This is a genomic window from Bacteroidales bacterium, assembly GCA_023229505.1.
Classification (GTDB): domain Bacteria; phylum Bacteroidota; class Bacteroidia; order Bacteroidales; family JAGOPY01; genus JAGOPY01.
In genome coordinates, this window is record JALNZD010000021.1 from 40,676 (window position 1) to 56,924 (window position 16,249).

Here is a 16,249-nt window from a genome sequence, read left to right on the forward strand (position 1 = left end):
CCATTAACCAATGAAAAATGACCAACTCATATCAACCATTGAATTCCCGGTGCGCTTCAGCGAGGTCGACTCGATGCAGATCGTCTGGCACGGGCATTATGTGAAATATATGGAAGAAGGCCGGGAGGATTTTGGCAGGAAATTCGGCATCAACTATATGAGTATCAAAGTAAACGGTTATATGGCGCCGATAGTGAAGCTGACATGTGATTATAAAAAAACACTTTCTTACGACGATCATGTGATTGTGGAAACGCGTTATGTCGACAGCGACGCCGCCAAAATCATCTATTCCTTTAAAATTTTCCGTGCATCCGATAAGGAACTGGTGGCCACAGGCGAGAGCGTCCAGGTTTTTCTCGACATGAACCACGAGCTGGTTCTGACCGTTCCGCCATTCTTCGAGGCCTGGAAAAAAAAGTGGGGCTTACGTTGAGATTGTCTAATTTTACCCGCCAAAACCGGGGCTATGCGCAGGGTATATTTCGGAGCCGATCATATCATCACTTCCTTAGGGTTCACAACTGAAGAGAACGCCAGGCAGATTCAGGCGGGAATTTCCGGTATTAAAGTTTTGGAAGATAAAAGCCTGTTCCCCGGTCCGGTAACTTTTTCAGCAATCAATACGAAAGAACTTGACCGGCGCTTCGATGAAACCCGGAATAAAATAAACATTCCGTCATCTTCACTAAATTACACCCGGCTTGAGAAAATGTTCCTGACTTCCATCGCCGGGGCGCTGGAAAATTCCCATGTAGATCCGCGAAATCCCCGCACCATCATGATCTTTTCGACGACCAAGGGAAACATCGATCTGCTGGATCTTACAATAGCTAAAGCTGTTGGCTGTTCAAGGATTTACCTTTGGCAGTTAGCCGATTTTATCGCGGGGCATTTTAATCACCCGAACCGTCCTTTAGTGATCAGCAACGCCTGCACCTCCGGCTCGGTGGCCATCATGGCAGCAGCCAGGCTGATCGCTTCAGGGCAATATGACCATGCCATAGTTTCTGGTGGGGATATTGTTTCGGAGTTTGTCATTTCCGGTTTTCAGTCGTTCCAGGCCTTGAGCCCCGAAGCTTGCAAACCTTTTGATATCGACCGTACAGGTCTTTCGCTGGGTGAAGGTTGCGGAACCGTTGTTTTAACCAGTGATCAAGCCCTGGGAGGCGAAGGAAAGCCAATTGTTTACCTGGGCGGCGCCACCAGCAATGATGCTAACCATATTTCCGGCCCTTCCCGGGATGGAGAAGGACTTTACCTTTCCATTGCCGCTGCGATGAAAGAAGCCGGTGTAACGGCTGATGATCTTGATTTCATCTCGGCCCATGGCACGGCAACTCCTTACAATGACGAGATGGAGTCCCTCGCATTAGCATGGGCCGGGCTGGACCAGGTTCCTGTTAATAGTTTCAAGGGCTATATAGGTCATACCCTCGGTGCGGCCGGCGTAATTGAAACTATTCTTTCTGTTTACTCAATCCGGAAGGGTATTCTTTTCAAATCGGCAGGTTATCAAAAAAACGGTGTCTCCAAGCCATTGAACGTCATCACCGGAAATATTCACAAACCTGTCAGACGGATATTGAAGACCGCATCGGGGTTCGGCGGGTGCAACGCAGGGTTAGTTATTGGTTATTAGTTCCACCGTTTCACTGTTCCACCGTTCCACCGTTTCACCGTTTCACTATTCCAAGTTTCAAGTTTCATGAAATGATATGTACCTTTGGACGATGAAGATTACTATAATCGGTGCAGGGATTTCTGGTTTATCAGCCGGTTGTTATTTGCAGATGAACGGTTTTGAAACGGAGATCTTTGAGAAACACTCAAAACCGGGAGGTCTCTGCACCAGTTGGAAGGTCGGGGAATATACGTTCGACGGCTGCCTCCACTGGCTCCTGGGATCGAACAACAGCAATCCGTTCTACAAATTATGGTCGGAGCTCATTGATATGGAATCAGTTGAATTTGTCAGCCACGAGGTGCGGGTTGACATCGAAGTGGAACACAGCACGGATAAATATGGCAGCAGGGTATTTCATCTTTATACCGATTTGTCGCGGCTGGAGAATTACATGGTGGACATCGCACCTGAAGATGCTGTCCGGATTAAAAAGCTGATCCGTTCAATGCGCAGGATCCAGCGCTACGAGATGCCTCCGGAGATAAAAACCTTGCCGGCTTTTTATTCAATGAAGCAAAAGATCGGCATGATAAAGCATCTCCCGCTGCTGTTTTTCATGCTCAGGAACCGGTATGTAACGAATTTTTCCTTTGCTGAAAAACTCAGGAACCCATTTCTCAGGGAAGCATTCCGTATGATCTATGATGGCGAGGAATTTCCTCTAATTATTATCACGATCCCCCTGGCGTTTTCCGACCTGAAAGGGACCGGTTATCCCGTGGGCGGCTCCCTCCGTTTTTCGAAAAGGATCGAAGAAAAGTACCTGTCACTGGGGGGGAAGACCCATTATAATTCAGGCGTCAAAGAGATCCTGGTAAAAAATGACAGCGCAACAGGAATTCTTCTGGAAGACGGCCGGGAGATCGCATCGGATATTACTGTTTCTGCCGCCGACTGGTATTTTACCGTATTCAAGGCCCTGAAAGGTAATTTCACGAATAAGAAAATACTGGATCTCCGCGATGGGAAAAGCTTTCAGGTCTATTATTCAGTGATAAATGTGTCACTTGGAATTTCCCGGCCGCTCAGCGACCTACCGCATTTCTCAAGGTTTCCCATCCCAAAGGAACTCGTATCGCCCGATGGCACTATCTATACCAGGATGGAGTTACACGTTTATAATTATGACCCCACCCTGGCCCCGGCAGGAAAGACCTGCGTATCGGTCAGCTTTTATACACGGAAAGGCGAATTCTGGATAGATCTTTACAGGAACGATCGTCAAAAATACGAAAAGGCCAAAAGTGAGTTTGCCGAAGAGGTGATCGATATCCTCGAATGGAAAACAGGAAGGATAAAAGAATTTGTTGAGGTGATCGATGTTCTTACGCCGGCGACCTTCCACCGCTATACAAATAATTGGAAAGGCAGCACGCAAGGGTGGCTGCCGGGAAAGAACATCATGGCTTCTTCACCGGTCGGATTTGAATTACCGGGTTTGAAGAACTTTTTTTATACCAGCCACTGGTCGTTTCCCGGCGGGGGACTACCGGTAGCGATCAAGACAGCCCGTGACCTGGCACAGGTAATCTCCCGGAAGTACCATAAAATCAAGTGATTTAGTCTACTGACCTCTCCCCCGGGAAGGTATATCATAAGTCATGATTTTTTATACTATGATTCTCCTCCTTAATGGTTAAAAGCAATCCTGACTTCTTACGACGACCGGTTCTGGATAAATCCCAGGAAATTATCTTTGTGAATGATATTTATTTCAGCACCGGGATATGCAGTTATAAATGCCGTCGTACCCCTGACTTTGCCGGTCTCCTTCCATTTAAACTCAAATGCGTGAAGTTTACCGTCATATTCTTCAATATAATCGATCTCTTGCTGCCGGTTTGTACGCCAGAAATATACGTTTCGAAAAAGTCTGTGGTATTCATTATTTTTTAATCGCTCTGATATCATCAAATTCTCCCACAATGCTCCTGTATCATTACGTAATAACAAGTGACTGAACTGGTTGATGACAGCATTCCTGATGCCATTGTCATAAAAATAAATTTTCTTCGATCGTTTGAGTTCACTCCTCAGGTTGCCCGAAAAAGAAGTCAAACGGAAAATGATAAAGGCCTCTTCTAACAGATAGATATACCTTTCAACGGTTTCCTTATCGGCTTGAACAAGAATAGCCAATTCCCGGTTTGAAACCTGGTTCCCCAGCTGAAAGGCCAGTGCTTTAACCAATTTTTCCAATATTTCAGGTCTCCTGACTTCCCTGAGCGCAAAAACATCCTTATATAAATAATCTGAAATTAATTCAGACAGAACTTCTTTTTCACTACCGGCACGATTGATCACCTCCGGGTAAGAACCATATATCATACGGGTTTCCAACGATCGGACCAGCTCAAGTTTATTCTTATAATCAGCCAGTTCTTCCAATGATATTGGGTAAAGTTTAAACGTCCACTTTCTTCCTGTAAGGGATTCTTTTATCTTATCCGTGAGTTCAAAAGAGCTTGAACCTGTTGCAGCCAATTGTGTATCAGGGCAATTGTCGTGTATGATCTTCAATGTTAATCCTGAATTTTCAAGTCTTTGGGCTTCATCAATAATCACAAGCATCTCCGGCTGGAAAAGTTCTTTTGCCCGTGAAGAGTTGATGCCGTTCAAAAGCGCCCTGTCTTCCGGATTGTCAGCATTTAACCACAGGCTTTTACCCCCGTGGTTTTGTTGAATGCTGCTCATCAGTGTGGTTTTGCCAACCTGCCTCGGGCCAAGTAAAAGGATTGTTTTACCTGTAAATAATCTGCCGGTAATCAGCTCTTCCAGTTTTCTTTTTATCATATTAGTGGTTATAACCGACAAATATACATATTTATGTCGGATTAAACCGATATTTTTACGGTAAATTTTAACCGCAGAGAACTCAGAGGAGGCACAGAGGATGCAGAGAAGGGAACTTACTAATCAGGCAAGGAGGCTTGAGGCAGAAAGAGAATCATTCAATCTCAATCTTATCAATCTCTTTCATAATCCTGTCTGTTTCGGTTAGAGCGACGATGATCTTCTATTTTTCGTAGTACCATTATATTGAGCCTACGATTTTTTAACCTCTCATCCCAACAACCACTTCCAAACAGGTATAACCTGAATAGTACATTCATTGAGCTTTATTATCTCTTCTTCGTCTTCTGTTATGATCAATCCGTTGGTAAGATCATATTGCTGCATAGCTTCCAACAAACCATTTATTTCCCTGCTTTTGGTGTCTGAATTTTCAATGGACTGGCAAACCTGAAAGGCATTTATTATCTTCCCGTTTTCCCGGATGATGAAATCACATTCCTGCTTGTTTTTGTGATAATAAATTTCGTGTCCCTTTCTTTTTAGTTGAAGAAAAACAACGTTCTCCAATTGCCGTCCGAAGTTGTCACTGAATTGAAAAGATACAGAATTCGCCAGTCCGGTATCGATGGAATATATTTTTTTTGGATTTGCAAGTTGTTTTTTTAAGGAGAAGTCAAATTTATTGATGGAGAATATCAAATATGCATTTTCAAAATAACTGATATATTCTTTTACCGAGATGGCATTTGACAAACCAAATACATTTTTCAAACCATTATAGCTGATCTCCTTTGAGATATTGCTTATCAGAAAATGAATCATCTCTGTGATTGTCTTGACATTTCTGATATTGTACCTTGCAATCACGTCTTTGTATATAATATTTTCATACAGGTTCTTAAGATACTGGAGATGGGATGTTTGTAGGAATTCCGGAAACCCCCCATTCAAAATATAATTTCTGAAAGCTTTTTTCAATTGGGTTGATTTTTCCGCAGAATAGAAATCGTTTTTTTCAAGTTGAATTCCTTTAAATCGCAAATATTCATTGAATGAAAATGGAAACAACTCGGTCTGAATATTTCTCCCTGTAAGATGGGTGCCGAGTTCTTTGCTTAGCATGGTAGCATTGGAACCGGTGATATATATTTTATTGCCCTCGTTATACAAGCGCCTTACAAATCTTTCCCATCCATCAACATTTTGAATTTCATTGAAATAGTATGTATTTTCGGGTTCGTACAATTCGTGAAAAGCTTCATTTAGTTTTTCAAAATCATCATTTGAAAAACCAACCAGGCGATTATCATCAAAATTGATACTATAGTTCTTCTCTGGGTTATTTTCCCTGATATGCTGAACCAGGGTGGATTTTCCACACCTCCTGATGCCTGAGACAATCTGAATAAAAGGATCATTATACCCGCCTTCTAAGGATATTGTCTTGTCCCGCTGAATGAAATTGATACTCTTAGTTACCTCATTCTGAGCAACAATTACTTTTTTTATTTCTTCTTTGTTCATTTTACTACTAATTAGCAATTAGCAAAATTAATAAATATCACTAATTAATAATTAGTAAAATAAATTAAGAGATTGAATTTTTTCTATTGATGATTTTTAAATCTCCGTGTCTTCTCTGAGTTCTCTGCGGTTTTTAAAATTTAACCACAGAGAACTCAGAGGAGGCACAGAGGAAGCGGAGAGGGAAGCTTACTTATTCAGGCAAGGAGGCTTGAAATGAATTGTGGATAGCTGATGAGGGCACTAATAGAAGCATGAATTTTGCCCTTTCGTCTAAATCGGCATCCCAAACGCGATAAAGAACCCATTGGTGCCTATTGAAGTAAAGGCATATTCAAGCCGGATGACAAGATCGTAGTAACTGACAAAATCGAGCCCTAATCCCCAGCTGAATAACATTTTGTTGTCATAAGGATTTCCGCTGGAAAATTTATTCGCCACATATCCGCAATCTCCGAAGGCATTCAGGTAAAAGGCGTACTGCAATGATTTGAACTTGGTTTTTTCCTGCCCCGGCTTTACTTTTCTCACATTTGGTTTTACCAGCTCGTATTTGACATTACTTCTGAAATAATACATCTGGTCACCTTTGAGCGTATAAAGATCATACCCCCGGATGAAATCCTTTTTGTAAGTCATATTCTGCTGGTAATAATAAGGATAGTTCTCCCCGGATGAATTGACCGCTTTGACCATCTCGGCAATATAAAACTTCCGGCTCACAGTCTGGTAGAAATGAAAATCAATTCCATAGTAAAATATATCCACATCCCTGGAAATAATGCCCAATCCTTGCTTATCGATAAAAACCCTTAATAAATTACCTTTTAGCGGATAAGAATGACTGTTCCTCGAATCATAATAATAATCAGCGTAAAGGCTCAGCGAAGTATTAGATTTCTTGTTACCGGCCAGGAAATTGGTATCAAGGCTGAACAGGGAGTCGGAGACCCTGACCCATTCCCCGCTTAGTTTTAGTGTGGAATAATTGTATAGCCCGGGCCTGAAAGTAAATGTAAGGTTGAACTTCACATCCTGCATGCTGTTGCTGGCATAAATCATCTCCCGTTTATTATCACGGGAGGCATATTCCACCGAATACATATTCTGGTAAACGGCACCTGTCCTCATTCCAACTTTCTGACCTTTACCGATCCATGGAATATAATATCCCAGACCGAATGAATAAGATTTGCCAAAAAAAAACGTTACCGAACCCTGGTGGCTCAGCCCCCAGAGGTTATTATGGCTGAAGAAGAGGCCCATACTTAAAGATGACCAATCCGGATCACGCAGCCATTCGTTAAAGTTGGGTTCATTCAGTTTTATTTCAGGAAACAACCACCAATAGTGGCGTTCATTGACATCAACGTGCAATTTGTAGTTGTTACCTTCAATTTTTTCAAGCGACAGATCGGTAGTCAGGAACAACTTGGTATTGATGATATTTTCCCTGCTATACCCCAGTCTTAACTTAAGTTCGCTTGAATCGCCCATGGCAAACCGTTTCCTTCTCAAATCCAACTTTCTGTCTTTCTCATAAGTCGCCAGGCTATCGCCGATTTTAAAATCCAGTTCCCTGGCAATGATCCGGTCTCTGGTGAGTTTATTCCCGGTAATGGTCACACCGGAAATTTTAATATAAGGGTAATCCATCGTGTAGGGCATGTGGACAGCGCCGTCCTTGTTTTGCGCCAGGAGGTGATTTGAGAAGCAGACAAGGGTGAAAAACATGATGATTACTCTTATTTTCATGAGTTTAATTTCTCATTAAAATGGATAAACAAATATACATTTAAAATGAAACAGGGTTTCCAACCCTCGGGTCTCCAACCCTCTTTTTTTGTACATTCGCCCCGTTATTCATGGAGAAACCATCATGATCATCACCCGTTACTGCTCGATCAACCCGGAACAGGTATCCGTTAATAAAACCATCCTGCTCAAAAACCCGGATTCAGATAAGAAAAACCTGCTGAAGACACTCTATCGCCATCTTTATATCCAATATCCCAAGTTTTTCAAAATGGATCCCCTGAGCAAGCTGGCATTCCTCTCTGCCGAGATCCTGCTGAGAGATATGAATGTGACCACCCGGTACCCTTCGGAAGAGATTGGCATGATCCTGCTAAATTCTACTTCTTCCCTTGAAACTGATGAGAAACACCAGGAAAGCATCAACGACCGCGGGAATTATTTCCCCAGCCCGTCGGTCTTTGTTTACACCCTCCCCAATATCATGGCCGGGGAAATTGCCATCAGGCATAAGATCAAAGGAGAAAATGCTGTTATTATCAGGGAAAAGCCGGATGTCCAGACTATTTTTCAGCTGGTCGATGAACTTTTTTCACGGAAGAGAGTTAGTTGTTGCATAGCCGGTTGGGTTGAATCTTACCACGACAGGCTGTCGTCGTGCCTGATGCTGATAGAAAATGAAGAAATGGCAAAAACATATATAGAACCAGAGGAAATCATTATCTTTGACCCCTCAAATATTGAACGAATCTTTAAAGAGGTTTTATTGGATGGAAGAACTGACGGAAAAGCTTAAAAAAGAGATTATTGAGGTTTTAAACCTTGAGGATATTAAACCTGAAGACATTGACGTGGATGCCCCTCTTTTCGGCGACGGGCTGGGACTGGATTCCATCGACGCACTGGAACTGATCGTTCTCCTCGAAAAAAATTATAGCATCAAGATCGAAGATCCTAAGGAAGGGCGTAAGATATTCACCTCAGTCCGCACCATGGCTAACTTCATCCTCGAGCACCAAAAAAAGTAAGCTGATGGCAGAAAGGGTTTTTGTCACCGGCATCGGGATCATCTGTGCCATCGGGAAAAACACCGGCGAAACCTTTGCATCCCTTCGGGCCACCCGATCAGGCATCAGCCATCTTTCTATCCTTGATTCTATCCACCGCGATACCCTCCCGGTGGGCGAGATCAAACTGACTAACAAGGAGCTGGGCGCCCTGGCCGGGATCAGCGACCCGGATATGTTCCCACGCACCGCCCTGCTGGGCCTCATCGCCGCCGGAGAAGCCGTTAAAAATGCAGGTATCGACCCAAAAGACAATAATTTCCGCACAGGGGTCATTTCTGCCAGCACCGTCGGAGGAATGGACAAGACCGAGATCAATTACCGGAACTACCACCTTGGAGCGCCTTATAACAATTTTGTCCTGACACATGACTGCGGCGACAGCACGGAAAAAATCGCCGTCCGCTTAGGCTTTCGCGATATGGTCAGCACCATCAGCACGGCATGTTCTTCATCAGCCAACTCAATCATGTTCGGTGCCAGGCTGATCCGCCATGGCCTGCTCGACCGTGTGCTTGCCGGCGGTACCGATGCCATGTCGAAATTTACCCTCAACGGGTTCCACACATTGATGATTCTCGACAAGCAGCCTTGCCGGCCGTTCGACAAGAACCGGATGGGGCTGAACCTTGGCGAAGGAGCCGCTTTCCTCGTCCTCGAATCGGAAAAAGCCCTTGACGGCAGGATCCCCTTATGTGAACTCAGCGGTTATGCCAATGCCAACGACGCTTACCACCAGACCGCCTCATCCCCCGACGGATTTGGACCTTACCTGTCGATGTCGCAGGCGCTGGATTCCGGCAGGCTGAAGCCTGCGGACATTCAATATATCAACGCCCACGGAACAGGAACTGATAACAATGACCTCACCGAAGGGATCGCGATTGAGAGAATATTCGGGCAGCATATTCCGCTGGTTTCATCAACCAAACCATTTACCGGACATACACTAGGCGCTGCAGCGGCCGTCGAAGCAGTAATCTCCATCCTTTCCATCAAAAATCAGATGGTATTTCCCAACCTGAACTTCCACGAAAAAATGGATGAATTGCATTTTGAGCCTTTGAAAGAGATGATTACAGGAAAGAACCTCCGGCACGTACTCAGCAACTCTTTCGGTTTCGGCGGCAACGATTCAACACTCATATTCTCAGCTTGTTGATATGGAAGCATTCATCCGGGGCATAGGAAATATCTCACCACAGCCAACGTTCGACAACAGCGCTTTCCTGGAAGATGTCCGTGAATACAACACGGCCAGGCTGCAATCAATAGAACCCGATTATAAAAATTACATCAAACCGATCCAGTTGCGCCGAATGAGCCGGTTGCTCAAGATGGGCGTCACGGCCGCCGGTATGTGCCTTCATGACGCTGAAGTGGAACAACCCGATGCGATCATCACCGGCACCGGCCTGGGCATGATGGAAGAGACTGAAAAATTCCTGAACGGAATCCTTGACAATGGCGAGAAACTGCTCAACCCGACCGCTTTTATCCAATCGACCCATAATACTGTCGGTGCCCATATTGCCGTAATGCTTGGTTGTAACAAGTATAACCTGACTTATGTGCACGGCCCCGTTTCACTGGAAAATGCACTGCTCGACAGCCTGATGTGTCTTTCCGAAAGGCCCTCCGACAAGGTGCTTCTCGGAGGTATCGAAGAAATGACCGAGGCGCATTTCATTATCACCGACAGCATGGGATTCTGGAAAAAAGGCCCAATCAGCAACCTTGACCTGCTTAAAAATAAAACACCCGGCACCATTGCCGGCGAAGGAGCATCTTTTTTCCTGCTGTCCAGGGAGGAAAGTCCCCAAAACTACGGCCAAATCCGTGGATTATCCACGCGGTTTAACCCGGAGAATCAAACTATTGCAGTGAATCATATCGAAGATTTCCTCGCTGCCCACAAACTGAACATAGCCGACATCGACCTGGTCATCCTCGGTCTGAACGGCGATCCGGCATCAGATGCCATCTATGAGCCTGTTACCGGTTATTTTGAAGGAAAATCAACCATGACTTGGTATAAACATCTTTGCGGCGAGCATTACCTGGCATCGTCCTTCGCCCTTTGGTTGGGCGCCCGTATCTTGAAAAACCAGAAAATCCCTGGCATTATAAGGCTGAATGAGACTCCAAAACCCGGCAAGATCAGAAATATCATGATTTATAACCACTATAAAAATATCTACCACTCCCTCATCCTGGTCTCATCATGTTAAACTTACGCTCTGCAAGCATTTTGATTATCATTCTTGCAGCCGTGGTAATACTGCTGATGATCTTTCAACCTCATCTCTGGTGGATCTTCTTGCTCTTAACAGTTGTCTATTTGCTAATGCTCATTGCAGGCTCATTCAATATAGGTTCCAACTTTTATTTGAGGGCATTATGCAGAGGAACGAAACCTGAAAAAGTTCTGGCGCTGACTTTCGACGATGGCCCGGATGAGATTATAACGCCAAAGGTTCTGGCCATCCTGGAAAAGAATAATATCCCGGCGACTTTTTTTATCATCGGGAAGAAAGCGGAAAAACAGGTTGATATGATACAGCTGATCATGACCAAAGGGCATCTGATAAGTCTGCATTCTTACGACCATGCTTTCTTTTTCGATCTTTATCTGAGAGGAAAGATGGAACAGGATTTGCTGAAGACAGAAGAGATTATAATGAAAGCAACAGGTAAAAAGCCATTATTGTTCAGGCCACCATATGGGGTTACCAATCCAACCCTGGCGAAAGTTGTGAAGAAACTTGGATATAAGGTTATCGGTTGGTCGGTAAGGAGTTTTGACACGGCCATAAAGGATGCTGAAAAAATTGCAGGACGTGTAATTGGAAAACTCCATCCCGGCGCTGTAATCCTGATGCATGACACGCAAAATATTACACCGGAGGCGCTGGAAAAAGTTATTATAATGGCAAAAGAAGAAGGCTACCGGTTCGTTGGGCTTGATGAAATGTTTGGTGTTGAAGCTTATAAAAATTAAAAGATGCGATTACTTGTATTCTTTATTTCGTTGATATTTCTGTTGCCGCAGCAAGGCGGAAAGCACCGGCTGGTGGTCACCGTCACAGGTCTGAAACCGCTGAAAGGCGATCTTTATATCAGCCTTCACCAGCGGCCGGAATATTTTCAATTTGCCGACAGTGCTTTGATGAAAACAAAAATCGGCGTGAATGCTGAAACGGAAACCGTTTTCTTCGACAAAGTCCCTGAAGGTCGTTATGCGATTGCCATCTACCATGATGAGAACCTGAACGGGATGATGGATGCCAACGAGATCGGCATACCGAGGGAAGGCTACGGGTTTTCGAACAATCCGAAAGTTCCCGGAAAGCCGAAGTTTGAGCAGGCAGCTTTTGATTTAAGCCGTAACGATACTATCGTGATTAAAATGATTTATCATCCTGCTCCAAATCAAAGGAAAGATTCTGAAAATAAGTAAGATTAATTATTGGAATAACTCAGGAAACTAAAAAAAATAATAAAAGCCACAAAAACACAAAAACACTAAATCTCACAAAAATGGCAATCAGTATAACAACTTCCGTGCAATATCGTGTTTTGGTGCTTTGGTGGCAAAAAAAATTTATAAAATCGTTAACTGCTTTTTTAATATTTCTTTTATTTGATTTACCTCTGACTTTATTTTCACAAGAGGTCAAAGAAACACCCGTAAAAGACCCTTCAAAAGTTATAGAGCAAATAAACCTAACATCTTCAAAAACCAATACGTTAACGGCTGATTTCACCCAGGTAAAAGAAATGAGCTTCCTGGAGGAAAAAGTAGTCTCGTCCGGTAAGTTTTATTTCAAAAAAGACAAGCAATTGAGGTGGGAATATACCGAGCCGTTTACCTATGCTATAATTTTGAACTACGACAGGTTACGTATTATCGATGAGGGAAGGAGCAAGGATTTCGAAGCCGGATCGAACCGTATGTTTTTGGAGATCAGCGATGTGATGACCGGCATGGTGAACGGTACCTTGCTTAATAGTTCCCAATTCACCACGACCTGGTCCGAAGCAACCGGACACTACCTGGCTGAACTAATTCCCATCGGAACCACCATGAAGGATTACCTGATGCGCATCGAGCTGAAGGTAAGCAAGCTGGATTTTACGGTCGAAGAACTGAAGATGTTTGAACGGTCGGGCGATTTCACCCAGATCACTTTCCGCAATAAAAAGCTGAATGAAACTATCCCTGCTGAGATATTTCGCCTGGATTAGCCTCGTCTTAATGGCTTCAGTTTCCTGCCGTTCATCAAGGATTTATTTATCAGGTGATCAAACGGGCAGGTTCAGTGAATCAATTTTTACCGGTTCTTTTGAAAAAATAACCCTTAAGGCAAAGGTGATTTACCAGGAAAGAGAACTGACGGGGCTTTTGTTGATAAAAAATGCATGGGACGGGAATTATAAAATCGCCTTTTTCAATGAGTTAGGCATGACTTACGTTGAAGGGACTCTTGAGAACTCATCAAAACGTAAAAAGCTCGTAGTTAAGAACATCGCTCTCAACCTCGACCATAAAATATTTATAAAAAATTTAGAGAGAAGCCTACAGATGGTTTTTACAGACAAAACAAATCCCAGCTTCCCAGCTTCCCAGCTTCCGGCTAAAGATGAAAACATCCTGATGGTAAAATTACGCAGTGGGTTTATTTTGGAATTAAAAACCAAATAATATACGAAACAAGGGTACTCGATATATGATACTCGAATTAAGCAACAAATGACTACTTTATGACCACTTTATAACAACCCAATGACTACCCAATGACCACTAACCAATGACAGATCTCTTCTTCATAGCTCGGCTGACTGCCAGCGAAAGCTCTTTCAGCGCCCAAATCACTTTTAATCCGGCCCACCCGGTCTTCTCCGGCCACTTCCCGGGAAAACCCATCGTCCCGGGCGTAGTACTTGTTGAAATTTCGGCAGCAGTTGCCTCTCAGCTCACAGGCAAGGACCTGACCGTGAAAGAGGCCTCGGTGATCAAGTTCCTGCAAGTGATTGACCCTTTGCAGCATCCATTAATCGCGACAGATGGCTCGATCTTTGAAGAGGGTGATGGCAGGTTTAAAGTTGACATGAGTTTCTCTGCCGGTGGAATAATTTTCGCGAAACTCAGGGGAATCAGGCTTCAACCGTAAAAAGATAACCTGGATAAAGTCAATTTTAATTAAATTTGTCCGCGTTAACCTAAAGTTGAATCATTAAATATATGAAAACTATGAAAAAACTAATCTTCTCCGGCATTGTATTATTTGCCGCCGTTTTAGCTATAATAGCCTTTACTTATCCGGCCGGAAATCCTTCCACGGATCGCGTTAATCCGCAGGAAAAAGTTGCACCGGCATTTCCCGAAAATGTGGCCAAGGTGCTGGAAACATCATGTTTCGATTGTCATAGCGATGCCTCTTCCAACGCCAAAGCCAGGATGAAGGTTAACTTCTCTAAATGGAATGATATGTCGGATGCAAAAAAAGTTGGAAAAATGCAAGACATCAAAGATATGGTTACTAAAGGCGACATGCCCCCAAAGAAATATGTGAACAACTACCCTGACCGCGCCCCGGGACAAGAACAGAAAGACATTATCAGCAAATGGGTTACTGAAGAATCAGCCAAGCTCATGAACAATTAAGCCATCAAACCGACCATTTAACCTATTAAACTATGAAGAAAGCCTGGATCATCATCATAGCTGCGGTCATCTTTATTTTTATCGTTATCCAGTTCTTTCCGCCTGCAAAGAACGACAACCTGATAAATCCACAAAACGATATCGTTTTTAAACTGGAAATACCGACAGCTGTTAAGAAAAAAATCGTGAATGCCTGCTATGACTGTCATTCCAATAAGACTGTCTATCCTTTTTATAACAATATTGCCCCTGTTTCCTGGTTGATGGCAAAACATATACGTGTAGGAAAAGAACACCTGAACTTTTCAGAATGGGCAAATTACGACCGGAAAGAACAGATCAAACTCCTGACTAAAATCTGCGATGAGATCACAGCCGGTGAAATGCCGGTAAAAGGCTATGTTTTCATGCACAGCAAGGCTATAATAAACGAAAAAGAGCTCGAAGAGATCTGCCAGTGGACCGAACAAGCGTCCGAGCAGGTGATGGGCAAAAAAGAATAATTATACCAGCCTCCCGGCGTTTTAATTATGCCTGACCCGATCCTATATCAGAACTTTAAAACGCCGGGATGCTGTGTCATCATCCCGACCTATAATAATGCCCGGTCCCTCGAAACAATTATACGGGGAATCCTGGCATTCACCGATCAGGTTATAGTGGTGAATGATGGCTCGACTGATAAAACCCGCCAAATTTTATTGAATTACCCCAGCCTTTTCACCATTCATCTTAAAAAAAACAAAGGCAAAGGCTTTGCTATTCGCCAGGGTTTCAAAGAAGCACTGAAACAGGGTTTCAGTTATGCCATCACCATCGACTCGGACGGTCAGCACCTTCCTGAAGATCTTGCGAAGTTCATTGAAAAGATAGAGAAAGAGCCGGGAGTATTGATCATAGGTTCCCGCAACCTTGAACAGGCTGGAATTCCAGGCGGTACTACTTTTGGCAACCGTTTTTCCAACTTCTGGACCTGGGTGGAAACAGGCTTCAGACTTCCGGATACCCAGTCGGGATACCGTCTTTATCCAGTGAAGCGCCTCGAAAAAACCCACTTCCTGACCAACCGTTTTGAGTTCGAGATCGAAGTGCTGGTCAGATCGGCGTGGAAAGGTATTTCAATCACTTCCGTGCCTGTCAGCGTGATATATCCTCCAAAAAAAGAACGGGTATCCCATTTCCGTCCGTTTACCGATTTTGCCCGGATAAGCCTGCTGAATACGTGCCTTGTCATCCTCGCCCTGCTTTTCTTCCGGCCGAGGATGATGATCAGGAGAATGAGCCGGGATGGATTCAGAGAACTGATCAGGAAGCACCTCGTCAGCCCGGAAGAATCGAACTTTAAAAAATCGGCATCCATTGCTTTAGGCGTTTTTATGGGCATCGCGCCGGTGTGGGGCTGGCAGATGGCCATCGCCCTGGCATTGGCCATCATGCTGAAGCTGAATAAAGCCATCACTTTGGTGGCTGCCAACATCAGCATTCCACCGTTGATCCCTTTTATCCTCTTTGCGAGCTATTTAACGGGAGGCCTGGTTTTTAACAATAACCAGGACATTAATTTCGAATCAGGGATTACCTTTGAATTCGTAAAGAAAAACTTTTTGCAATATATCGTTGGCGCTTTGGTTTTCGGCGCGGCCGTCGGCATCCTGGCCGGGCTTATAACCTGGCTGGTGCTTACGGTCTTCAGGCGAAAACAAAAACCTGTGTGAGCCAACCTAGATAAATAAAATTAATTCAGTATATAAA

General features: G+C 43.9%; 18 protein-coding genes. 15 read left to right on the plus strand and 3 right to left on the minus strand.

Features of this window, described 5'->3' with window-relative positions; all coding sequences use genetic code 11:
- Window positions 1-10 precede the first annotated feature (10 nt).
- The 3 genes from M0Q51_09130 (at window position 11) to M0Q51_09140 (ending at window position 3,245) form a co-directional block, all read left to right on the plus strand.
- Entirely contained in the window at window positions 11-436 is a 426-nt protein-coding gene (locus M0Q51_09130; protein ID MCK9400139.1) for an acyl-CoA thioesterase, read from the plus strand.
- A gap of 33 nt (window positions 437-469) precedes the next feature.
- Complete coding sequence (locus M0Q51_09135) at window positions 470-1,642, plus strand: hypothetical protein (protein MCK9400140.1); 1,173 nt, start codon at window positions 470-472, stop codon at window positions 1,640-1,642.
- Window positions 1,643-1,733: 91 nt separating this feature from the next.
- On the plus strand, window positions 1,734-3,245 hold the full coding sequence (locus M0Q51_09140) for an NAD(P)/FAD-dependent oxidoreductase (protein MCK9400141.1): 1,512 nt from the start codon (window positions 1,734-1,736) through the stop codon (window positions 3,243-3,245).
- Window positions 3,246-3,343: 98 nt separating this feature from the next.
- On the opposite strand, the gene M0Q51_09145 is transcribed toward M0Q51_09140, so the two are convergent.
- The 3 genes from M0Q51_09145 to M0Q51_09155 all read right to left on the minus strand — a co-directional run bounded on the left by M0Q51_09145 (window position 3,344) and on the right by M0Q51_09155 (window position 7,762).
- Window positions 3,344-4,480, minus strand: coding sequence for an ATP-binding protein (locus M0Q51_09145; protein ID MCK9400142.1), 1,137 nt, complete (start codon window positions 4,478-4,480; stop codon window positions 3,344-3,346).
- A 270-nt stretch (window positions 4,481-4,750) separates the two neighbouring features.
- Window positions 4,751-6,007, minus strand: coding sequence for an ATP-binding protein (locus M0Q51_09150; GenBank protein MCK9400143.1), 1,257 nt, complete (start codon window positions 6,005-6,007; stop codon window positions 4,751-4,753).
- Window positions 6,008-6,280: 273 nt separating this feature from the next.
- Window positions 6,281-7,762 (minus strand): hypothetical protein, encoded by a 1,482-nt coding sequence (locus M0Q51_09155; protein MCK9400144.1) that lies wholly within the window; start codon window positions 7,760-7,762, stop codon window positions 6,281-6,283.
- Window positions 7,763-7,850: 88 nt separating this feature from the next.
- Between M0Q51_09155 and M0Q51_09160 the strand changes: the two genes are divergently transcribed.
- The 12 genes from M0Q51_09160 (at window position 7,851) to M0Q51_09215 (ending at window position 16,212) form a co-directional block, all read left to right on the plus strand.
- On the plus strand, window positions 7,851-8,558 hold the full coding sequence (locus M0Q51_09160) for a hypothetical protein (GenBank protein MCK9400145.1): 708 nt from the start codon (window positions 7,851-7,853) through the stop codon (window positions 8,556-8,558).
- A complete protein-coding gene (locus tag M0Q51_09165) occupies window positions 8,533-8,790 on the plus strand; it encodes a phosphopantetheine-binding protein (GenBank protein MCK9400146.1) in 258 nt (85 codons plus the stop codon). The genes M0Q51_09160 and M0Q51_09165 overlap by 26 nt, the downstream gene beginning before the upstream one ends.
- Window positions 8,791-8,794: 4 nt before the next feature.
- On the plus strand, window positions 8,795-9,991 hold the full coding sequence (locus tag M0Q51_09170; protein ID MCK9400147.1) for a beta-ketoacyl-[acyl-carrier-protein] synthase family protein: 1,197 nt from the start codon (window positions 8,795-8,797) through the stop codon (window positions 9,989-9,991).
- A gap of 1 nt (window position 9,992) precedes the next feature.
- Window positions 9,993-11,060: a beta-ketoacyl synthase chain length factor gene (locus tag M0Q51_09175; GenBank protein ID MCK9400148.1), complete on the plus strand. Its 1,068-nt coding sequence runs from the start codon at window positions 9,993-9,995 to the stop codon at window positions 11,058-11,060.
- Window positions 11,054-11,830 carry a polysaccharide deacetylase family protein gene (locus M0Q51_09180; protein ID MCK9400149.1) on the plus strand — a complete coding sequence of 259 codons (777 nt, stop codon included), beginning with the start codon at window positions 11,054-11,056 and terminating at the stop codon, window positions 11,828-11,830. The genes M0Q51_09175 and M0Q51_09180 overlap by 7 nt, the downstream gene beginning before the upstream one ends.
- A gap of 3 nt (window positions 11,831-11,833) precedes the next feature.
- Window positions 11,834-12,289 carry a DUF2141 domain-containing protein gene (locus tag M0Q51_09185; protein MCK9400150.1) on the plus strand — a complete coding sequence of 152 codons (456 nt, stop codon included), beginning with the start codon at window positions 11,834-11,836 and terminating at the stop codon, window positions 12,287-12,289.
- Window positions 12,290-12,369: 80 nt separating this feature from the next.
- Window positions 12,370-13,077, plus strand: coding sequence for an outer membrane lipoprotein carrier protein LolA (locus M0Q51_09190; protein ID MCK9400151.1), 708 nt, complete (start codon window positions 12,370-12,372; stop codon window positions 13,075-13,077).
- Window positions 13,040-13,534, plus strand: coding sequence for a hypothetical protein (locus tag M0Q51_09195; GenBank protein ID MCK9400152.1), 495 nt, complete (start codon window positions 13,040-13,042; stop codon window positions 13,532-13,534). Before M0Q51_09190 ends, M0Q51_09195 begins: the two co-directional genes overlap by 38 nt.
- Before the next feature lie 106 nt (window positions 13,535-13,640).
- The gene (locus M0Q51_09200; protein ID MCK9400153.1) at window positions 13,641-14,003 is read left to right on the plus strand and encodes a hypothetical protein; all 363 of its coding nucleotides are present in this window, start codon (window positions 13,641-13,643) and stop codon (window positions 14,001-14,003) included.
- Between the two features lie 80 nt (window positions 14,004-14,083).
- Entirely contained in the window at window positions 14,084-14,497 is a 414-nt protein-coding gene (locus tag M0Q51_09205) for a heme-binding domain-containing protein (GenBank protein ID MCK9400154.1), read from the plus strand.
- Between the two features lie 32 nt (window positions 14,498-14,529).
- Complete coding sequence (locus tag M0Q51_09210) at window positions 14,530-15,000, plus strand: heme-binding domain-containing protein (GenBank protein MCK9400155.1); 471 nt, start codon at window positions 14,530-14,532, stop codon at window positions 14,998-15,000.
- 27 nt (window positions 15,001-15,027) lie between these two features.
- Window positions 15,028-16,212 carry a DUF2062 domain-containing protein gene (locus tag M0Q51_09215; GenBank protein ID MCK9400156.1) on the plus strand — a complete coding sequence of 395 codons (1,185 nt, stop codon included), beginning with the start codon at window positions 15,028-15,030 and terminating at the stop codon, window positions 16,210-16,212.
- Window positions 16,213-16,249 lie beyond the last annotated feature (37 nt).